This is a genomic window from Nonomuraea phyllanthi (assembly GCF_006334985.2).
In the GTDB taxonomy this organism is placed as follows: Bacteria; Actinomycetota; Actinomycetes; order Streptosporangiales; family Streptosporangiaceae; genus Nonomuraea; species Nonomuraea phyllanthi.
The window spans coordinates 214,435-230,478 of sequence record NZ_VDLX02000013.1 but is presented as its reverse complement, the minus strand read 5'-3'; the positions used below and the strand labels follow the sequence as shown (position 1 = coordinate 230,478).

The window sequence follows — 16,044 nt, the reverse complement described above, 5'->3', positions numbered from 1 at the left end:
TCGACAGCCCGACTCTCCCGTGAGGCGTTTGTGACGGCAAATCTTTCAGAAACGCTGACGCTGCTCCTCGTCGAGGACGACGACGGCGACGCCTTCATCGTGGAGGAGCTGCTCAAGCAGGCCGACGCGCCACCGCGGATCTTCTGGGCGCGCAGCCTGGAGGAGGCCAGGGCCAAGCTGACGCCCGAGATCCAGTGCGTGCTGGTCGACCTCTCCCTGCCCGACGCGCACGGGCTGGAGGCGCTGCGCGAGGTGCTGGCGCTGGCGCCGCACACCGCCGTGCTGGTGCTCACCGGGCTCAGGGACTCGCACGTGGGCGTGGCGGCGGTGCAGGCCGGCGCGCAGGACTTCCTGGTCAAGGGCGACATCGACGCGCGCCTGCTGGCCAGGTCGATCAGGTACGCGATGGAGCGCAAGCGGGCCGACGTGGCCCAGCTCAGGCTCATGCAGGCGGAGCTCACCGCCAAGGAGAACTCCCGGCTGGAGAGCGCCCTGCTGCCCGGCGCGCTGCTGCACACCGAGGCGATCGAGCACGTCACGCGCTACCTGCCGGGCAGCGGCGGCACGCTGGCGGGCGACTTCTTCGACACCGTGCAGACCCCCGACGGCTCGGTGCACGTCGTGGTCGGCGACGTGTGCGGGCACGGCCCCGACGAGGCCGCGCTCGGCGTGGCGCTGCGCATCGCCTGGCGCACGCTGGTGCTGGCCGGCCAGACGGGCGACACGCTGCTGCGCACGCTCGACGCCCTGCTGCGGGCCGAGCGCAAGGCACCCGAGATCTTCACCACCCTGTGCATGGCCACGATCGCGCCCGACCTCGGCAGCGCGGGGATGCGCGTGGTCGGCCACCCGCCGCCGGTGCTGGTGCGCGACGGCGTGGTGCAGGTGGTGGAGGGCACGCCGTCCGGCCCGCCGCTCGGGATCTTCGGGGACGCGGAGTGGTCGGTGATCGACGTCCAGCTGGGCGAGGAGTGGGCGATGATGCTCTACACCGACGGCCTGATCGAGGCGGCCGTGGGCGAGCGCGACGAGCTGCTCGGCGTCGAGGGCCTGCTCGACCTCGTACGCGAGCACGGCACCATCGACCTCGACCGCCTCATCGCCCGCGCGGGCACGCTGGCCGACGACCTCGCCGTGGTGCTGGTCCGGAGGAGGAGCCGATGAGCATCAACCCCCTTCCTCCGCCGAAGGAGCCGACCGGGCTGGGCAAGCTGCCCGTGACCCGCTGGTTCATCATCATGAGCTCGGTGGCCGGGGTGGTGTTCCTGGCCGGCATCGTGATCGCGATGATGATGGGCGCGCACGCCCGCTCGCTGCGGGAGCCGCCCGCCGTGGCCGAGCAGCTCGACCGGCTCAACGTGGCGCTGATCGTGCTGTTCGTCGTGATGCTGGCGTTCGGCACCGCGCTGGGGTTCGTGATCCGCTACGCCGTGCTGAAGCCCGTCGCCGACCTCACCGAGCAGGTGCGCGAGGTCGCGGCCGGCGACTTCGACCACCCCATCCACGTCGACAGGCCGTCGGAGCTGGCCGAGCTGTCCAGCCACGTCGACGCCATGCGCGACCGCATCGTGTCGGCCTGGCGGGTGGCCACCGACCAGGCCGAGGAGCTGCGCAGGTCCAACGGCGAGCTGGAGCAGTTCGCGTACGTGGCCAGCCACGACCTGCAGGAGCCGCTGCGCAAGGTGGCCAGCTTCACGCAGATGCTGGATCAGCGCTACGGCCCCGAGCTGGACGAGCGGGCCAGGCAGTACATCCATTACGCGGTCGACGGCGCCAAGCGCATGCAGTTACTGATCAACGACCTGCTCGACTTCTCCAGGGTCGGCCGGGTCACCGGCGAGAGGAGCGCGGTGGACTCGGGCGCGGCCCTCGACGTCGCGCTGGAGAACCTGTCGGCCACGATCGAGGACACCGAGGCCACCGTCACCAGGGACGAGCTGCCCATGGTCCGGGGCAACCGGCTCCAGCTCACGCAGCTGTTCCAGAACCTCATCGAGAACGCCGTCAAGTTCCGCTCCGAGGCTCCCCCGCGCGTCCACATCGGGGTGCGCAGGTCCGGCGACATGTGGGAGTTCAGCTGCTCGGACAACGGCATCGGGGTCGAGCCCAAGTACGCCGACCGCATCTTCCTCATCTTCCAGCGACTCCATCCCCGCGACGTCTACCCCGGTACTGGCATCGGACTGGCGTTGTGCCGCAAGATCGTCGAGTACCACGGCGGACAGCTCTGGCTCGACGACGGCGACGGTCCGGGCGGCGAGGGCCAGGGCGCGACGTTCCGCTGGACGTTGCCGGCGGCTGGAGACGACGATGAATGACTGGCGCCCGATCGAGGTGCTCCTGGTGGAGGACGACCAGGGGGACATCCTTCTCACGAAGGAGGCTTTCGACCTCAACAAGGTGCGAAACCGCCTCAACGTAGTCAATGACGGCGAGCAGGCCATGGCCTTCCTGCGCAGGGACGCCCCGTACACCGACGCGCCACGCCCGGACCTCATCCTGCTCGATCTGAATCTGCCGAGGATGGGCGGCCTCGAAGTGCTGGCCGAGGTGAAGGCGGACGCCGCGTTGCGGACGATCCCGGTGGTGGTGCTGACGACCTCTGAGGCCGAGGAGGACATCCTGCACAGCTACCGGTTGCACGCCAACGCGTACGTATCCAAGCCGGTGGACTTTGAGCAATTTATCCGTGTTGTCAGGCAGATAGATGATTTTTTCGTAACAGTGGTTAAGTTGCCCGCCCAGGGGCAGCGCACCTGACGGGCGTACGTGACAGGAATCACACCAGGTCAACGAAATTGTGAGTGACCCCGCTCACAAATGTCGATGCTGTCGTCGTAACGTATCCCCCACCAACGCGCGCCTGAGCGTAACGCCCGCGCGCCCAGCGAAACGAAACCACGGACCCCATGCGCGACGGGTCCGCGGGAGGTGGAGAGGTCCGCGATGACCCAGACGACGCCCGAAGCTCCGGTCAGAAGGCAGCGAGCGCAGGTCAAGGTGCGCACGCTGCGCACCGACAGATGGTGGCTGGTGCCACTGCTGACATTCCTCGGGCTCAGCTCGTTCCTTGTCTACGGCGTGTGGGCGATCATCGACAACAGCTTTTTCGTCGATCCCTACGTAGCGCCGTTCGCCTCGCCCTGCCTGGTGGAGGCGATGTGCCCCGACGGGGCCCGGTTGTTCGGCTGGGCGCCGATCGGCGAGTGGTACACCCTGTCGCCGGGGCTGCTCATCCTCGGCCTGCCGGGCGGCTTCCGGCTCACGTGCTACTACTACCGCAAGTCCTACTACCGCTCGTTCTGGCTGTCACCGCCGGCGTGCGCCGTGCAGGAGCCGCACGGCAAGTACACCGGTGAGCGGCGCTTCCCGCTGATCCTCCAGAACATCCACCGGTACTTCTTCTACGCGGCCATCGTGATCGGCCTCGTCCTGGCGTACGACGCCGTGCTGGCGCTCATCCACAAGCCGGAGGGCCTCGGCACCTGGATCCTGGTCATCAACGCCGTGCTGATCAACGCCTACACGGTCTCGTGCCACTCCTGCCGGCACATCACGGCGGGCCGGCTCAACCACTTCTCCCGGCACCCGCTGCGCTACCGGGCCTGGACGTTCGTGTCCAAGCTCAACGCCAAGCACCAGCAACTCGCGTGGGTCTCGATGTTCTCCGTCATGGCCGCCGACCTGTACGTCCGCCTGGTCGCCAAGGGCATCATCTCCTTCCCGTACGCGTAAGGACCATCTTCAGTGGAAAACTCGGTTAACACAGAACGTCACGAATACGACGTCGTCGTCATCGGCGCGGGCGGCGCCGGGCTGCGAGCCGCGATCGAGGCCCGCCAGCAGGGCAAGAGGACGGCGATCGTCTGCAAGTCGCTGTTCGGCAAGGCCCACACGGTCATGGCCGAGGGCGGCGCGGCCGCCGCGATGGGCAACGTCAACTCCAATGACAACTGGATGGTGCACTTCCGTGACACCATGCGGGGCGGCAAGTTCCTCAACAACTGGCGGATGGCCGAGCTGCACGCCAAGGAGGCGCCCGACCGCGTCTGGGAGCTGGAGGCCTGGGGCGCTCTCTTCGACCGCACCAAGGACGGCAAGATCAGTCAGCGGAACTTCGGCGGCCACGAGTACCCGCGGCTCGCACACGTGGGAGACCGTACCGGGCTGGAGATGATCCGCACGCTGCAGCAGCGCGTTGTCGCGCTCCAGCAGGAGGACTACGAGACGCACGGCGACTACGAGGCCTACATCAAGGTCTTCGCCGAGTGCACCGTCACGCGGCTGCTCAAGGACGGCGACCGGATCTCGGGCGCGTTCGCCTACTGGCGCGAGTCCGGAAATTTCGTGCTTTTCGACGCCCCGGCCGTGGTGCTGGCCACCGGCGGCATCGGCAAGTCGTACGTCGTCACGTCCAACTCGTGGGAGTACACCGGCGACGGCCACGCCCTGGCCCTGCTCGCCGGCGCGAACCTGATCAACATGGAGTTCATCCAGTTCCACCCCACCGGGATGGTCTGGCCGCCGTCGGTGCGCGGCATCCTCGTCACCGAGTCCGTCCGCGGTGACGGCGGCGTGCTGCGCAACTCCGAGGGCAAGCGCTTCATGTTCGACTACATCCCGGACGTGTTCAAGGACCAGTACGCCACCACCGAGGAGGAGGGCGACCGCTGGTACACCGACCAGGCCAACAACCGGCGCCCGCCGGAGCTGCTGCCGCGTGACGAGGTGGCCCGCGCGATCAACGCCGAGGTGAAGGCCGGCCGCGGATCACCCCAGGGCGGCGTCTTCCTCGACGTCTCGACCCGGCTGCCCGCCGAGGAGATCAAGAAGCGGCTGCCGTCGATGCACCACCAGTTCAAGGAGCTGGCCGACGTCGACATCACGGCCGAGCCCATGCAGGTGGGCCCGACCTGCCACTACATCATGGGCGGCGTCGAGGTGGACGCCGACACCGGCGCCGCGTCGGTCCCGGGGCTCTTCGCCGCGGGCGAGGTCTCCGGCGGCATGCACGGCTCCAACCGGCTGGGCGGCAACTCGCTGTCCGACCTGCTGGTGTTCGGGCGCCGGGCGGGCGCGGGCGCGGCGGCGTACATCGACGCGCTGGAGGCCAGGCCCAAGGTGTCGTCCGAGATGGTGGCGGACGCGCGCGAGGAGGCGCTGGCGCCGCTGGGCCGGCACGGCGAGAACCCGTACGAGGTCCACCACGAGCTGCAGCGCACGATGAACGACCTGGTCGGCATCATCCGCAAGTCCGAGGAGATCACCGAGGCGCTCCAGGTCGTGGAGAAGATCAAGGAGCGCGTCCAGCTCGTCGGGGCGGCCGGGTCCCGCATCTACAACCCCGGCTGGCACCTCGCGATCGACCTGCGCAACATGGTGCTCGTCTCGGAGTGCGTGGCGCGCGCCGCACTGCTGCGCGAGGAGAGCCGCGGCGGTCACACCCGCGACGACTTCCCGGGGATGAACCCCGTATGGCGCCGCAAACTGCTCGCCTGCTCCACCGAGGACGGCACCACGATCAAGGTCCAGGAGAAGCCCCAGTCGAGCATGCGCGACGACCTGATCACCCTGTTCGACAGGGACGAGCTGAAGAAGTACCTCACCGACGAAGAGATGGCCGAGTTCGACGGGATCACGAAATGAGTTACAAGGCGAAGTTCAAGGTCTGGCGCGGTGAGGGTGGCGAGGGCAGGCTCGAGGACTTCACCGTTGAGGTGAACGACGGCGAGGTCGTCCTCGACATCATCCACCGGCTCCAGGCCACGCAGGCGCCCGACCTCGCGGTGCGCTGGAACTGCAAGGCGGGCAAGTGCGGCTCCTGCAGCATGGAGATCAACGGCAAGCCGCGGCTGGGCTGCATGACCCGGATGTCCACCTTCGAGGAGGACGAGACCATCACGGTCACGCCCATGCGGACGTTCCCGGTCATCAAGGACCTGGTCACGGACGTCTCGTACAACTACCAGAAGGCCAGGGAGATCCCCTCCTTCACGCCTCCGGCCGACGTCAAGCCGGGCGAGTACCGGATGCAGCAGGTCGATGTCGAGCGGTCCCAGGAGTTCCGCAAGTGCATCGAGTGCTTCATGTGCAACAACGTCTGCCACGTGATCCGCGACCACGAGGAGAACAAGACCAACTTCTCGGGTCCCCGGTTCCTCATGCGGATCGCCGAGCTGGACATGCACCCGTACGACGTCGCGGACCGGCAGGAGGCGGCGCAGGAGCAGCACGGGCTCGGTTACTGCAACATCACCAAGTGCTGCACCGAGGTCTGCCCCGAGCACATCAAGATCACCGACAACGCGCTGATCCCGATGAAGGAGCGCGTGGTGGACCGCAAGTACGACCCGCTGGTGTGGCTCGGCAACAAGATCTTCAAGCGCGCCAAGTAGGCACGAAGAGCTGAGGGGGGCCGGTTCGACCGGCCCCCCTCATTTGTCGCTTACGGCATCTACTTCTTGCGGCCCCAGCGCCTGCGCTTGCCGTCCGGCATCTCCTTCGTGGGCTCCCGCCCCTCGGACTGCTCCTCCGGCGCCTGGGGCAGCGGCTGGACGACGGTCGCGTCCGCCTCCGGCGGCAGGTAGGGGGCCGGCTCGTAGTCGTGCTTGCGCGAGGCGGGCGGCTCGAACAGCGACTGCCCCTGCCACGGCTCCGAGTCGCCGGGCTCCGCCGCCGAGGCCGCGCCGAGCGGGCGCTCCTCGCCTCCCTCGTACGGCTCCGCGCCGCCCGGCGGGATGTCCGACGGCGGCGCCGGCGGCACCAGCGGCTCGAACGGGTCGCGGAACTCCTTGGACTCCTGCTCCGCCGGCTCGGGATCCACCGGCTCGGGATCCACCCGCTCGCGGCCGTCCTCGTGGTTGTAGGAGTCGAACTCCTCCGGCTGGAGCACCACGGGCTCCGGCGGCGGGGGCTCCTGGACGTAGTCCTGGGGCGGGTACGGCGGCTGCTCCTCGTAGACCGGCACGTGGCCCGGCGGGTACGTCTGCACCGGGACGAAGCTGATGATCGGCGCGTACGCCGTGCCGCCCGGATAGCCGGGCGCGGGGAAGCCCGCCGTGGCGTAGTAGCCGGGCCCGGCCGGGTAGCCGCCCGGCGGGGGCATGTCGGGCCGTGGCTGCTGCTGCGGCCCCGCCTTCCGTACGGCCGCCGCGTGGGCCATCCTGCGCAGCCGCCCCTCGAAGATCAGGACGGCGAAGAGCGCCAGCAGGACCAGCACCAGCGCCGGGATGCTGAGCCGCTGCGCGAGCGACTTCTGGTCGAACTCCGGCGCCGCGTTCCGCAGCTCCAGCGGGACCTCCTCGGAGGAGGCGGCCTGCGTCTGGCTCGGCGGCGGGGTGGAGGTCGTCTCGACCGGCGCGATCGACGGCATGTCGACCGACTGCTCGGCGGTGCTCGACGTGCTCGGCTCGGGCACGGTGGCCGACTGCGTGGGGATCGGCTCCGGGTTCTGCGTGACCGTGGTCTGCGGTGGCGGCGCTGCGGTCGTCGTCTTGGTCTTGGTGGGCGTCGGGGCCTTGGTGGACTTCGTCGGCGTCGCGGTGACGGTCTTGGTGATCGTCGTCTCGGGCTGGCCCGGCTGCTGGGGCTGCTGCGGCTGGTCGGAATCCGCCGGGCCCGCCGTCTCGGTGACCGTGATGGTGGTCTCCGGCGTGATCTCGCACACCTGGCCGGCGTCACAGGGGTCCACCGGGTCGTACGCCGAGGTGGAGGCGCTCGCGCTCTGCATGACGAACGGAGCCGCTCCTGCGCCGGCCAGCCCCAGCGCCAGGACGATCGCGGACACGGCCGTCGCTCGGGTGCGTGCCACCGGTGCCCTCCGCGTAGTCCCGGAACCTTTGGTCAAGGGAATACTAGTCGGGTCAAAGTAACAGTAAAGCCGGGATTAACCTACGTTTTGCGTTTTTGGCGTCTTTGTACCGTGCCAAGCAGCCACAGGGCCGCCAGCAATGCCGCAATCGCACCCCCGACCACCGCGATGCCCTTCGGCCCGTCCAGCGGACTCACCCATCCGGCGGGGCGCTCCGGCTTCCGCGCGGCGGCCATCTCCCACGGCCACGGCGCCGAGCCCTGCGCTTCCTCCGGGCTGAGCGACGGCAACCCGGCAACGGTGGGCAGCGCGAACTGACCGGCGCCCCCGAGCCCCTGCGCCAGCGCACCGCCGGCGGCACCAGGCACGCCACCGGGCACACCTCCAGGCACGGTCCCGAGCGCGGCACCGGGGTTGCTCCCTGACGCGGCCCCGGGCATGGCACCTGGCACAGCACCAGAGGTGGCACCGGGCAGGACGCCTGACACGGACCCAGGCGTGACGGCGGGCAGGACGACACTCGGCAGCGCCAGCGAACCGACATCGTTCGCGGTGCCCGCCCCGGGCGCCGGAACGGGCGCAGGTGCGACCTGAGGCGCGGGCTCCGGGGCAGGAGCGATGTGGGGCACGGGCGTGGGGGCAGGTGCTACCCGGGGTGCAGGTCGGCGTGTGCTCGCCGTGCGCGGCGCCCGTGCGGTGCCGGGTGCGACCGCTCTTCGCGGTGCAGCAGCCGTCCGAGGCGCGCTCACCGTCCGAGGCGCGCTCGCCGTCCGGGGTGCAGCCGCCGTCCGGGACGCAGGTGCGGAGGCGGCTGCATCGGGCGCCTCCGACGCGGAGGCGGGTGCGCCGGAAGTCTCAGGTTCGGCGGCGGGCGCAGTGCCCTCGGGCCTGGCGGCGCGCACCGACGGCGAGCCGGCGGTGGCGTCCGGCCGCGAAGCCGTCAGCCCGTCGCTCGCCTTGGGCCACACCCGTACGGCCGGGCCGCCGAACCCCGCGACCGGGCCCGCCAGCGGCGGGTCGTACGTCGCAGGCCCGTCATCGGCCGGAGCGAGCGTCCGCGCGGCCGCCGCCAGCGCCACCTCCTCCGCCCCGGCCGGCGCCACCTTCCCCTCCGGCGCGGTCACGGTCGCGTCCCAGGCGAACCGCTGGACGTCCCCCGTCCTCATCCACTTGCCCGGCCCCTGAACCCACTGCAGAACCACCGGCAACCGGTTCGCCGCCATGGGGACGGTGGGCACGGCCGCCAGGATCAGTGCCCCCGCAATGATCCAGCCACGCCGCATCGCTCCCAACTCCCCCGTTGCGACAGATATCACGGATAGTAGTCATCATGTCACACAGAGGAGGGAGCTAATCCCTCGAAAGCAGTAGATTCTCCACCGTCTTCATGATGGGCAGATCGGCGTCCAGCCACTCCACGGAGTAGTACGCGTCAGGCCCCAGCCACCGCAGGTCCAGGTGCTCCCGGGCCTCGGGCACGCCGGCGGCCAGGGTGCACAGCCAGACGCGCATCACGTAGCCGGCGGACAGGGGCCAGTCACCGCCCACCCGCTCACCCAGCGTGACCTCGACGCCGAGCTCCTCCCGGCACTCGCGGACCAGCGCGGCCGCCTCGCTCTCGCCGGGATCCACCTTCCCGCCCGGGAACTCCCAGCCGCCCGCGAGCGCGGCGGGCTCCGAGCGCTGGGCGGCCAGCACCCGGGCGCCCGGCGCGACGATCACAGCGGCGACCACGACCCTGTCGAATGCGTTCACACCGAAGGATTCTCCAGCTTCTTGAGCTGTTCGAGAACGCCGGGGTTCTGGAGGGGGCGGGTGAAGCCGACGCGGTTGTCACGCGCCTGGTAGCTGGTGACCTTGATCGGCCCGCACCGCGTGCACCGGGCCTCCAGCATCTTGCCCTTCGACACGACCAGCCCCACGTGGCCGGGGCTGTCGGGCGAGGTGCCCGGTCCGGCGTTGAAGAACACCAGGTCCCCCGGCTGCTCCTGGCCGGCTAAAACCTTCACCCCGAACGGCCACTGCAGGAACGTGGTGCGGGGGATCGTCAGCCCGGCCGCGCGGTAGGCGGCGTAGATCACGCCCGAGCAGTCGAAGGCGTCCGGTCCCGTGCCGCCCCACAGGTACGGCTTGCCGCGCTGCGCCAGCGCGTACTCGAGGATCTTGGCCACGACGTCGTTGGGCGCGGCCTCCACCATCGGGTCGTCGCACTCCTCGGAGGCCTGCGGCGGCAGCTTGACGTCGCCCGACTTGGCGTACCTCTTGGCGATCTCCACGACCTGGTCGACGTACCACCAGGCCCGGTTGTAGACGAACAGCGCCTGCCGTACGTTCTCGGGCGCGCCGTTGCGCTTGAGCATCCGCGCGGCGCCCAGGATGGCGTCGGCCGGGTTGTAGATGTCGCCCACGCCGTCGCCGTCGCCGTCGGAGGCGTAGCCGGTGAACGTGGACGACATGGGGATCCTGGCCTTGCCGCCCCACGTGGAGACCAGGAACTGCATCGGCCCGGCCGCGCCGGCGTAGTTGGTGCCGCTCTTGACGCCGGGCAGGTCGGAGCGTCCGTGGTCGGTCTCGCGCTTGCCGACGGCGGCCAGGATGTTCCACTGGACGCCGATCTTCTTGCCGAACTTCCTGTACAGGTCGAGGTATTCGCCGGGGATGTCGGTGGTGCCCGAGTCGGACACCTCCTCCACCCGCGTGCCGTCCTCGCAGTCGGGGACGGTGCCGCCGTCGCTGAGGAAGGACGGCAGCGAGATCAGCAGCATCGGCGAGACGATGACCGCCACCAGGAGCAGCAGCGCGGCGGCGCCGATCAGCAGGGCGAGCCGGGTCGGTGAGAGCTTCACTCCGGCACGTCCCCGTCCTGGCCCTCGGAGGCGGGCAGGATGTCGAAGATCCGCCAGTCGGCCCCGGACTGGCTCACGGTGACCGCGTACTCCTCCGTGACCTGTCTGTCGCCGCTCTTGGCGGCGACCTGCCTGGTCGCCGTGACCACGAAGACGATGGAGGTCTTCTCGATCTGCCTGATCTCCTTCAGCCCGGCCGTGGCGGTGGAGACGATCTGGTCGTCGCGGTTCTGCTCGACGGTGCCCGCCGACGTGATGGTCCTGGTCAGCTGGTTGCCCAGCTCAGGTGTCGTGTACGCCTTGACGCGCGACGCGTACGCCGCCGGGTCCTCGTCGTAGCGGAAGGTGCCGTAGGCCGCGGTGAACCGTTCGGCCACGTCCGCCGCCGCGGAGAGCTGCTCCTTGGTCATCGGCAGGTAGGCGTACACGTCGAACGGCGCGGCGCTCGCGGTCGCCAGCGGCGTGCGTGACGCCGGGGGCGCGCTCGCGCTCGCGACCGCGGCCGTCTCCTGCGGGGACTCGGGCAGGTCGTCCCCCGAGTCGGGCCACATCGTCAGGTAGATCCCGACCGCGGCGATGACCACGACGAGGGCGGCGAAGGCCACCCCGCGCTTGTCACCTCGCTCCGCCATGCTCAGTCCTTGTCCGGGTTGCTCGGTTTGAGCCAGAACGGCACGGAGGGGCTGTCACCTCCGGAACCGTTGCCGTCGCGGCTGCTGCGCAGCCAGAGCGGCGGGGCCTCGGAGGTGCGGGACGACGGCTCGTCGGAGCCGAAGATCCGGCCCGGCGAGCCGCCGGACGCCCGCGAGCCGCCGCTCGGCCGGGAGCCCCCGCCGGAGCGTGAGCCGCCCGACCCGCCGAACAGGGAGCCGTTCGAGCCGCCCGACCCGCCGAACAGCCCGCCGCCGGACCCGCCGCGCGCCCGGGTGCCGCCCGACCGGGACCCGCCCGAGCCGCTGAACCGGGAGCCGCGCGACCCGCCGGACGAGCCGCGCGACGGCGCGCCGCCACGCGACGCCCAGCCGCCGCCGGACCGCCCGCCGAACCAGCCGCCCGGCGACCCGCCGGAGCCGCCGGATCCGCTCGAGCCGTTCGGCGTGCCGGCCACGCGGGGGCCGCCCGACGCGGCGCCGCGGGTGCGGGTGGGCGTGCCGCCCAGGTTGAGCGGCGGCGCCGTGCCCCTGCGCGGCTCCAGGGGCGCCCTGGCGGCCGCCTTGCCGACCTGCTGGTCGGTCTCCAGCGGCGCGGCCGTGGCCGGCACCCTGGCGCCCGTGGGAGCGCCCTCGCCCTCCTCGGCGCGCACCCGCGCCTGTCCGGTGGCGGCCGCCGTCGCCGCCGCCGCTCCCGCCGGGTTGGCCGCGCTCGCCGCCCTGATGAGCGGCTCGGCCTTGCGCAGCCCCCAGCGGCCGATCCTGGCCGAGGCGACCGGCGGCAGGACCCCGGCCGAGCGTTCGAGCACGGACGAACTCGCCGCCTCGCCGAGCATGCGGGTGGTGACGGTGTGGCCGCTCATGGAGGCGAACAGGTGCTGGAACGGCCGGCGGTAGAAGAACACCGCGATCGTCAGCAGGGCCATGAACAGCACCTGCATGCCCCATGGCATGGCCGTGGAGATGATCAGCGCGTACCCGTACACGAGGACGCTGAGCACCAGCGTGAGCACGGCCTGCCTGAGCAGCGTGCCGACGAGCATCTCCACCCAGCGCATGGCGACGATCCGCCCGCTGCCCGGATGCACGCCGATCAGCAGGAACACCGGTCCGAGTATCAGGAGCAACAGGAAGCCCACCTTCAGCACCAGCAGCGAGACCGCCACCAGGAAGATGAGCAGCCCGGCCACGACGGCCGCGATGAGCGCGCCCACGGCCACGCCGAGCCGGTTGGACCAGTCGCGGCCGGAGAAGATGGTGTAGACGGGGTCGTTCTTGAGCTTGTCGGCCAGCGAGGCGTACTCCGACTGCCTGGCGCCGACGTCGGGGGCAGGCTGGCCCACCACGGCACGCGGGATCGACTGCATCTCCAGCACCTTGCGGCCCCAGTCGCGCACGACCGGCTGCTGCGGGTCGGCGGTGCCGAACAGGCCCACCAGCCACGGCTTGCAGACCAGCGTCGACCACAGCGCGTCGGCGTTCTGGTCGACGCCCGGCGTGCCGCTCTGGCCGTACCCGCCGGGCTTGACCTCAGGGGCGGTCTCGCCGGGCGGGGGCAGGCAGGACGCGCCGCCGGCGCCGGGCAGGCCGGAGAACGCGGAGTTGACGACCTCGCCGGTCTTGTCGGTCACGACCTTGCCCAGGCCGGTGAAGTCGCCGGGCCGGCTGAAGAACCACACCGCCACGGTGACCGCGAGCACCATCCAGATCACGCCCTCGGCGGTCGTGGTGGCCCGCTTGCGGATCAGCCCGTACCAGGCCAGCCAGATCGCCCCCAGGATGACGATGGGCTGGAGGAACTGCCAGTACATGGCGTCGGCGAGGTTGGAGACGATGTCGTCGACGACGTCCTTGATGGCCTGGAGCGGTCCTTCGGTCGACGCCGCCTGGTACGTGGTGATCGTCAGCCGGTCGATGGCCTTGGCCGCGGTGAAGATGCCGTTGGCCCACATGTTGCCGAGCACGGCGACGTAGTCGGAGCAGCCCAGGTCGTGGGTGTGCCAGAACTGGCCGCTCATGCCGAACTCGCCGTAGTTGGTGGTCGGCGCCTGCGCCCCGCCCGCGGACGGGGCCTGGATCAGGCCGTCCATGCCGCCGCCGACCATCTCGGGATTGAGCGGGCCCGACAGGTCGCACGGGGCCGCGGCGGCGGGGGAAGCGAGTCCCCCCACGACGACCGGCACCACGAGCATGCCGGTGACCAGCGCGAGGGCCAGCGCGAACCGTCGCGACAGCCGGATCTTCATGACCGTACCTCCTGCGCTCTGCCCACGCCCCCTTGAAGATCATCATGCCCGTCGCCGCCGGGTTTGTCGTGTGTCGGGTTCGTGTCGAGCCAGCGGAGCAACTCTTCGGAGATCAGGTCTACTCCGATCCGTCCCGCCCTGCCATCCAGATCGCGGAATACGCATTCGCCGTTGCCGAGCGAGCGCAGCACGGCCTTGTGCTCCTCCGACGGCTCCACCCCGAGCAGCGACATGACGTGGTCCACCTCCACCCGTTCGGTGGACCTGAACGCGAACACCGACGACAGGCAGTTGGTCACCTGCTCGTTCAGCAGGTCTCCGGCGTTCTGCGAGACCAGCACGAGAGCGGTGTTGCGGGAGCGGCCCATCCGGCTGACCTCGGGCACCAGCTTGGCGCCCTCCGGCGTGGAGGTGATCGCCCACGCCTCGTCCAGGAAGATCGCCTTGGGGGCGCGCCGGTCGAGGCCGTTCATCAGCCGGCGCGCGAACTGGGAGACCAGGTAGAGCAGCGCCACCGACAGGCGCTGCTCGTAGGAGTAGTCGTCCCTGGTTGTCGCCACGTCGGGCAGCGTGAGCCCGCCCAGCGTGAACACCGTGGTCCACCCCTCGGTGTCGACCTGGTCGCCGCCCGAGGGGTCGAAGCAGAGCCTGGCCAGGCGCATCTCCGACATGGAGCGCAGCACGGCGCCCAGGTTCTTGGAGGCGGGGTCGTCGGCCTGCTCCAGGAAGTCCACGACCTTGCCGAGCGAGGGGTCGGGCTGGTTGGAGACCGCCGCCACCGCCTGGATCATGGCCGACTCGCGCTCCTCCGACATGCGCGGGAGCAGCAACCGCAGCGTCTCGGTCGCCATGGTCTTCTTCGCCGCGATGTCGTCGCCGAACGAGAACGGGTCGAGCAGCCCCGGCGCCGCCGACCCCAGCGGGATGACGCGGGCCTTGCGTCCCCGCTTGTCCAGCAGCCGCACCAGCGACTCGGCGTCGCCCTTCGGGTCGATCACCGCGACCGTCACGCCCCTGAGCGCCATCTGGTAGATCATCAGCAGCGCGAGCGTGGTCTTGCCGCCGCCCGGCTCGCCGGTGATCGCGATGGCGGTGGGCCGGTTGCGGGTGGCCGCCACCAGCGGGTCGAAGTGCACGATGCTGCGGGCCCTGCCGACGCTCTCCCCGATGTACGGGCCGAGCCAGCCCTCGCCGCCGGCCCCGTCGTCCAGCCGGTCGCCCAGGTCGACCGTCGCGGTGGCCATGCCGCCCGCGATCGTCCGCAGGGGCTGGCGCTGCGCGTAGGCGTTGACGCGGACCTTCTCGCCCGGCAGCGACTCGCAGAACAGCGAGAACTGGTCGCCCGTCGAGTTGACCACGTCGATGCCCATGTCGCGGTAGTGCTCGACGACCGCCTCGACGCGCTGCACGCAGATGTCCTCGGTGGGGGCCGACACGACCAGGCGGTGCCAGCCGTACACGAAGGGCAGGCGCTCCTTGGTGATGCCGTGCTCCAGCAGGCGGGCCGCGTCGATCTGCTCGGCCAGCGCCAGCGGCGCCTCCGCGCCGGCCTCGCGGATGTGGTGGTCCATGTCGCGGGCGTGCGCCAGCTTGCGCGCGACGTCCTTGGACGCCTTGACCGGCGGGATGAGCCGCATCCGCGAGGAGATCTCCACCGGGAACGGCAGCTGGTCGGCGAAGTGCATCCACGGCTCGCCGTCGGGGAACGGCATCAGGTCCGGGAAGCGCGCGAACGACAGGTAGGCCACGTACGAGTCGCCCTGCGGCTGCACGATGCGCAGCAGCGACCTGCCGTTGTGGATCTCCCCCTCCACCAGCGACTCGATCTCGCCCCTGCCCCAGCGCCGCTTCGGGCTCGCGCTCGGCGGCGGGTCGCCGAGCGCGCCGGCCGCCGCGTGCTGGAACAACCACGCCACCTCGACGGAGGTGGCGTGCCTGGCGTAGAGCGAGCTGGATGCCAGCGCTCTGCCGAGGCGTTCGGCGGACTCGGTCCAGCGCCCGATCTCGCTGTCGGGCACGTGGTCGTCCTCCATGCCGAGCGCCTTCTCCGTCTTCTGGTAGAAGCCGAAGACCTGGGCGAGCACGCCGGCGCCGAGCTGCTTGCCGCGCGGGCCGAGCCGTACGCCGAGATAGACCTCCTTGGACCAGAAGTCCTTCGCCCAGACGTGGCGGTACATCTCCTCCAGGTAGTCGCGCCAGCCCGGCCCCTCGTCGGACGTGGCGTTGAGCGCCATCGCCCACTCCGCCGCCGGGTACGTGCGGTGCGCCACCCTCAGGTGGACCTCGGCGTCGGGCATCCGGATCGCGGCCAGCGCGATCGTGATGTTGGTGGCCAGCGCCTCGCGCTCCTCCGGCGTGACGAACTCGTAGCTGACCGTCGGGAGGCGGAAGTACGCCCATGCGCTGGTGTCCGTGAGCAGGATGCGGTCGTCGAAATAGCGGACCGCCAGGCGCTGGTGCGCTCGTGATGCCCTGCTCATGCCGCCCCCTCG

At 70.6% G+C, this 16,044-nt stretch carries 14 protein-coding genes; 7 read left to right on the top strand and 7 right to left on the bottom strand.

Annotated features, from left to right (window positions below):
* Positions 1-30: 30 nt before the first annotated feature.
* The 6 genes from FH608_RS32050 (at position 31) to FH608_RS32025 (ending at position 6,395) form a co-directional block, all read left to right on the top strand.
* Entirely contained in the window at positions 31-1,164 is a 1,134-nt protein-coding gene (locus FH608_RS32050) for a PP2C family protein-serine/threonine phosphatase (protein ID WP_139637160.1), read from the top strand.
* Positions 1,161-2,318 carry a sensor histidine kinase gene (locus FH608_RS32045; protein WP_139637159.1) on the top strand — a complete coding sequence of 386 codons (1,158 nt, stop codon included), beginning with the start codon at positions 1,161-1,163 and terminating at the stop codon, positions 2,316-2,318. The genes FH608_RS32050 and FH608_RS32045 overlap by 4 nt, the downstream gene beginning before the upstream one ends.
* Positions 2,311-2,760, top strand: coding sequence for a response regulator (locus tag FH608_RS32040; protein ID WP_139637158.1), 450 nt, complete (start codon positions 2,311-2,313; stop codon positions 2,758-2,760). Before FH608_RS32045 ends, FH608_RS32040 begins: the two co-directional genes overlap by 8 nt.
* A gap of 186 nt (positions 2,761-2,946) precedes the next feature.
* On the top strand, positions 2,947-3,735 hold the full coding sequence (locus FH608_RS32035) for a hypothetical protein (RefSeq protein WP_139637157.1): 789 nt from the start codon (positions 2,947-2,949) through the stop codon (positions 3,733-3,735).
* Between the two features lie 12 nt (positions 3,736-3,747).
* Positions 3,748-5,646 carry a fumarate reductase/succinate dehydrogenase flavoprotein subunit gene (locus FH608_RS32030; RefSeq protein ID WP_139637156.1) on the top strand — a complete coding sequence of 633 codons (1,899 nt, stop codon included), beginning with the start codon at positions 3,748-3,750 and terminating at the stop codon, positions 5,644-5,646.
* A complete protein-coding gene (locus FH608_RS32025) occupies positions 5,643-6,395 on the top strand; it encodes a succinate dehydrogenase/fumarate reductase iron-sulfur subunit (RefSeq protein ID WP_139637155.1) in 753 nt (250 codons plus the stop codon). The genes FH608_RS32030 and FH608_RS32025 overlap by 4 nt, the downstream gene beginning before the upstream one ends.
* Positions 6,396-6,454: 59 nt before the next feature.
* Here FH608_RS32025 and FH608_RS32020 read toward each other — a convergent pair whose 3' ends face one another.
* Both FH608_RS32020 and FH608_RS32015 read right to left on the bottom strand, forming a co-directional pair.
* On the bottom strand, positions 6,455-7,810 hold the full coding sequence (locus FH608_RS32020) for a hypothetical protein (protein WP_139637154.1): 1,356 nt from the start codon (positions 7,808-7,810) through the stop codon (positions 6,455-6,457).
* A gap of 80 nt (positions 7,811-7,890) precedes the next feature.
* The gene (locus FH608_RS32015; RefSeq protein ID WP_139637153.1) at positions 7,891-8,178 is read right to left on the bottom strand and encodes a hypothetical protein; all 288 of its coding nucleotides are present in this window, start codon (positions 8,176-8,178) and stop codon (positions 7,891-7,893) included.
* A 508-nt stretch (positions 8,179-8,686) separates the two neighbouring features.
* Here FH608_RS32015 and FH608_RS32005 point away from each other — a divergent pair.
* A complete protein-coding gene (locus FH608_RS32005) occupies positions 8,687-8,995 on the top strand; it encodes a hypothetical protein (protein ID WP_139637152.1) in 309 nt (102 codons plus the stop codon).
* A 165-nt stretch (positions 8,996-9,160) separates the two neighbouring features.
* Here the strand turns inward: FH608_RS32005 and FH608_RS32000 are convergent, their stop codons facing one another.
* From FH608_RS32000 to FH608_RS31980, 5 genes are read right to left on the bottom strand one after another with little or no spacing between them, the layout of a single operon-like run.
* The gene (locus tag FH608_RS32000) at positions 9,161-9,565 is read right to left on the bottom strand and encodes a (deoxy)nucleoside triphosphate pyrophosphohydrolase (RefSeq protein ID WP_139637151.1); all 405 of its coding nucleotides are present in this window, start codon (positions 9,563-9,565) and stop codon (positions 9,161-9,163) included.
* Positions 9,562-10,656 (bottom strand): C40 family peptidase, encoded by a 1,095-nt coding sequence (locus FH608_RS31995; RefSeq protein ID WP_139637150.1) that lies wholly within the window; start codon positions 10,654-10,656, stop codon positions 9,562-9,564. Before FH608_RS31995 ends, FH608_RS32000 begins: the two co-directional genes overlap by 4 nt.
* A complete protein-coding gene (locus FH608_RS31990; RefSeq protein ID WP_139637149.1) occupies positions 10,653-11,288 on the bottom strand; it encodes a hypothetical protein in 636 nt (211 codons plus the stop codon). The genes FH608_RS31995 and FH608_RS31990 overlap by 4 nt, the downstream gene beginning before the upstream one ends.
* A gap of 2 nt (positions 11,289-11,290) precedes the next feature.
* Entirely contained in the window at positions 11,291-13,552 is a 2,262-nt protein-coding gene (locus tag FH608_RS31985) for a type IV secretion system protein (protein ID WP_139637148.1), read from the bottom strand.
* Positions 13,549-16,032, bottom strand: a complete 2,484-nt coding sequence (locus FH608_RS31980; protein ID WP_139637147.1) for an ATP-binding protein — start codon at positions 16,030-16,032, stop codon at positions 13,549-13,551. The genes FH608_RS31985 and FH608_RS31980 overlap by 4 nt, the downstream gene beginning before the upstream one ends.
* Positions 16,033-16,044 lie beyond the last annotated feature (12 nt).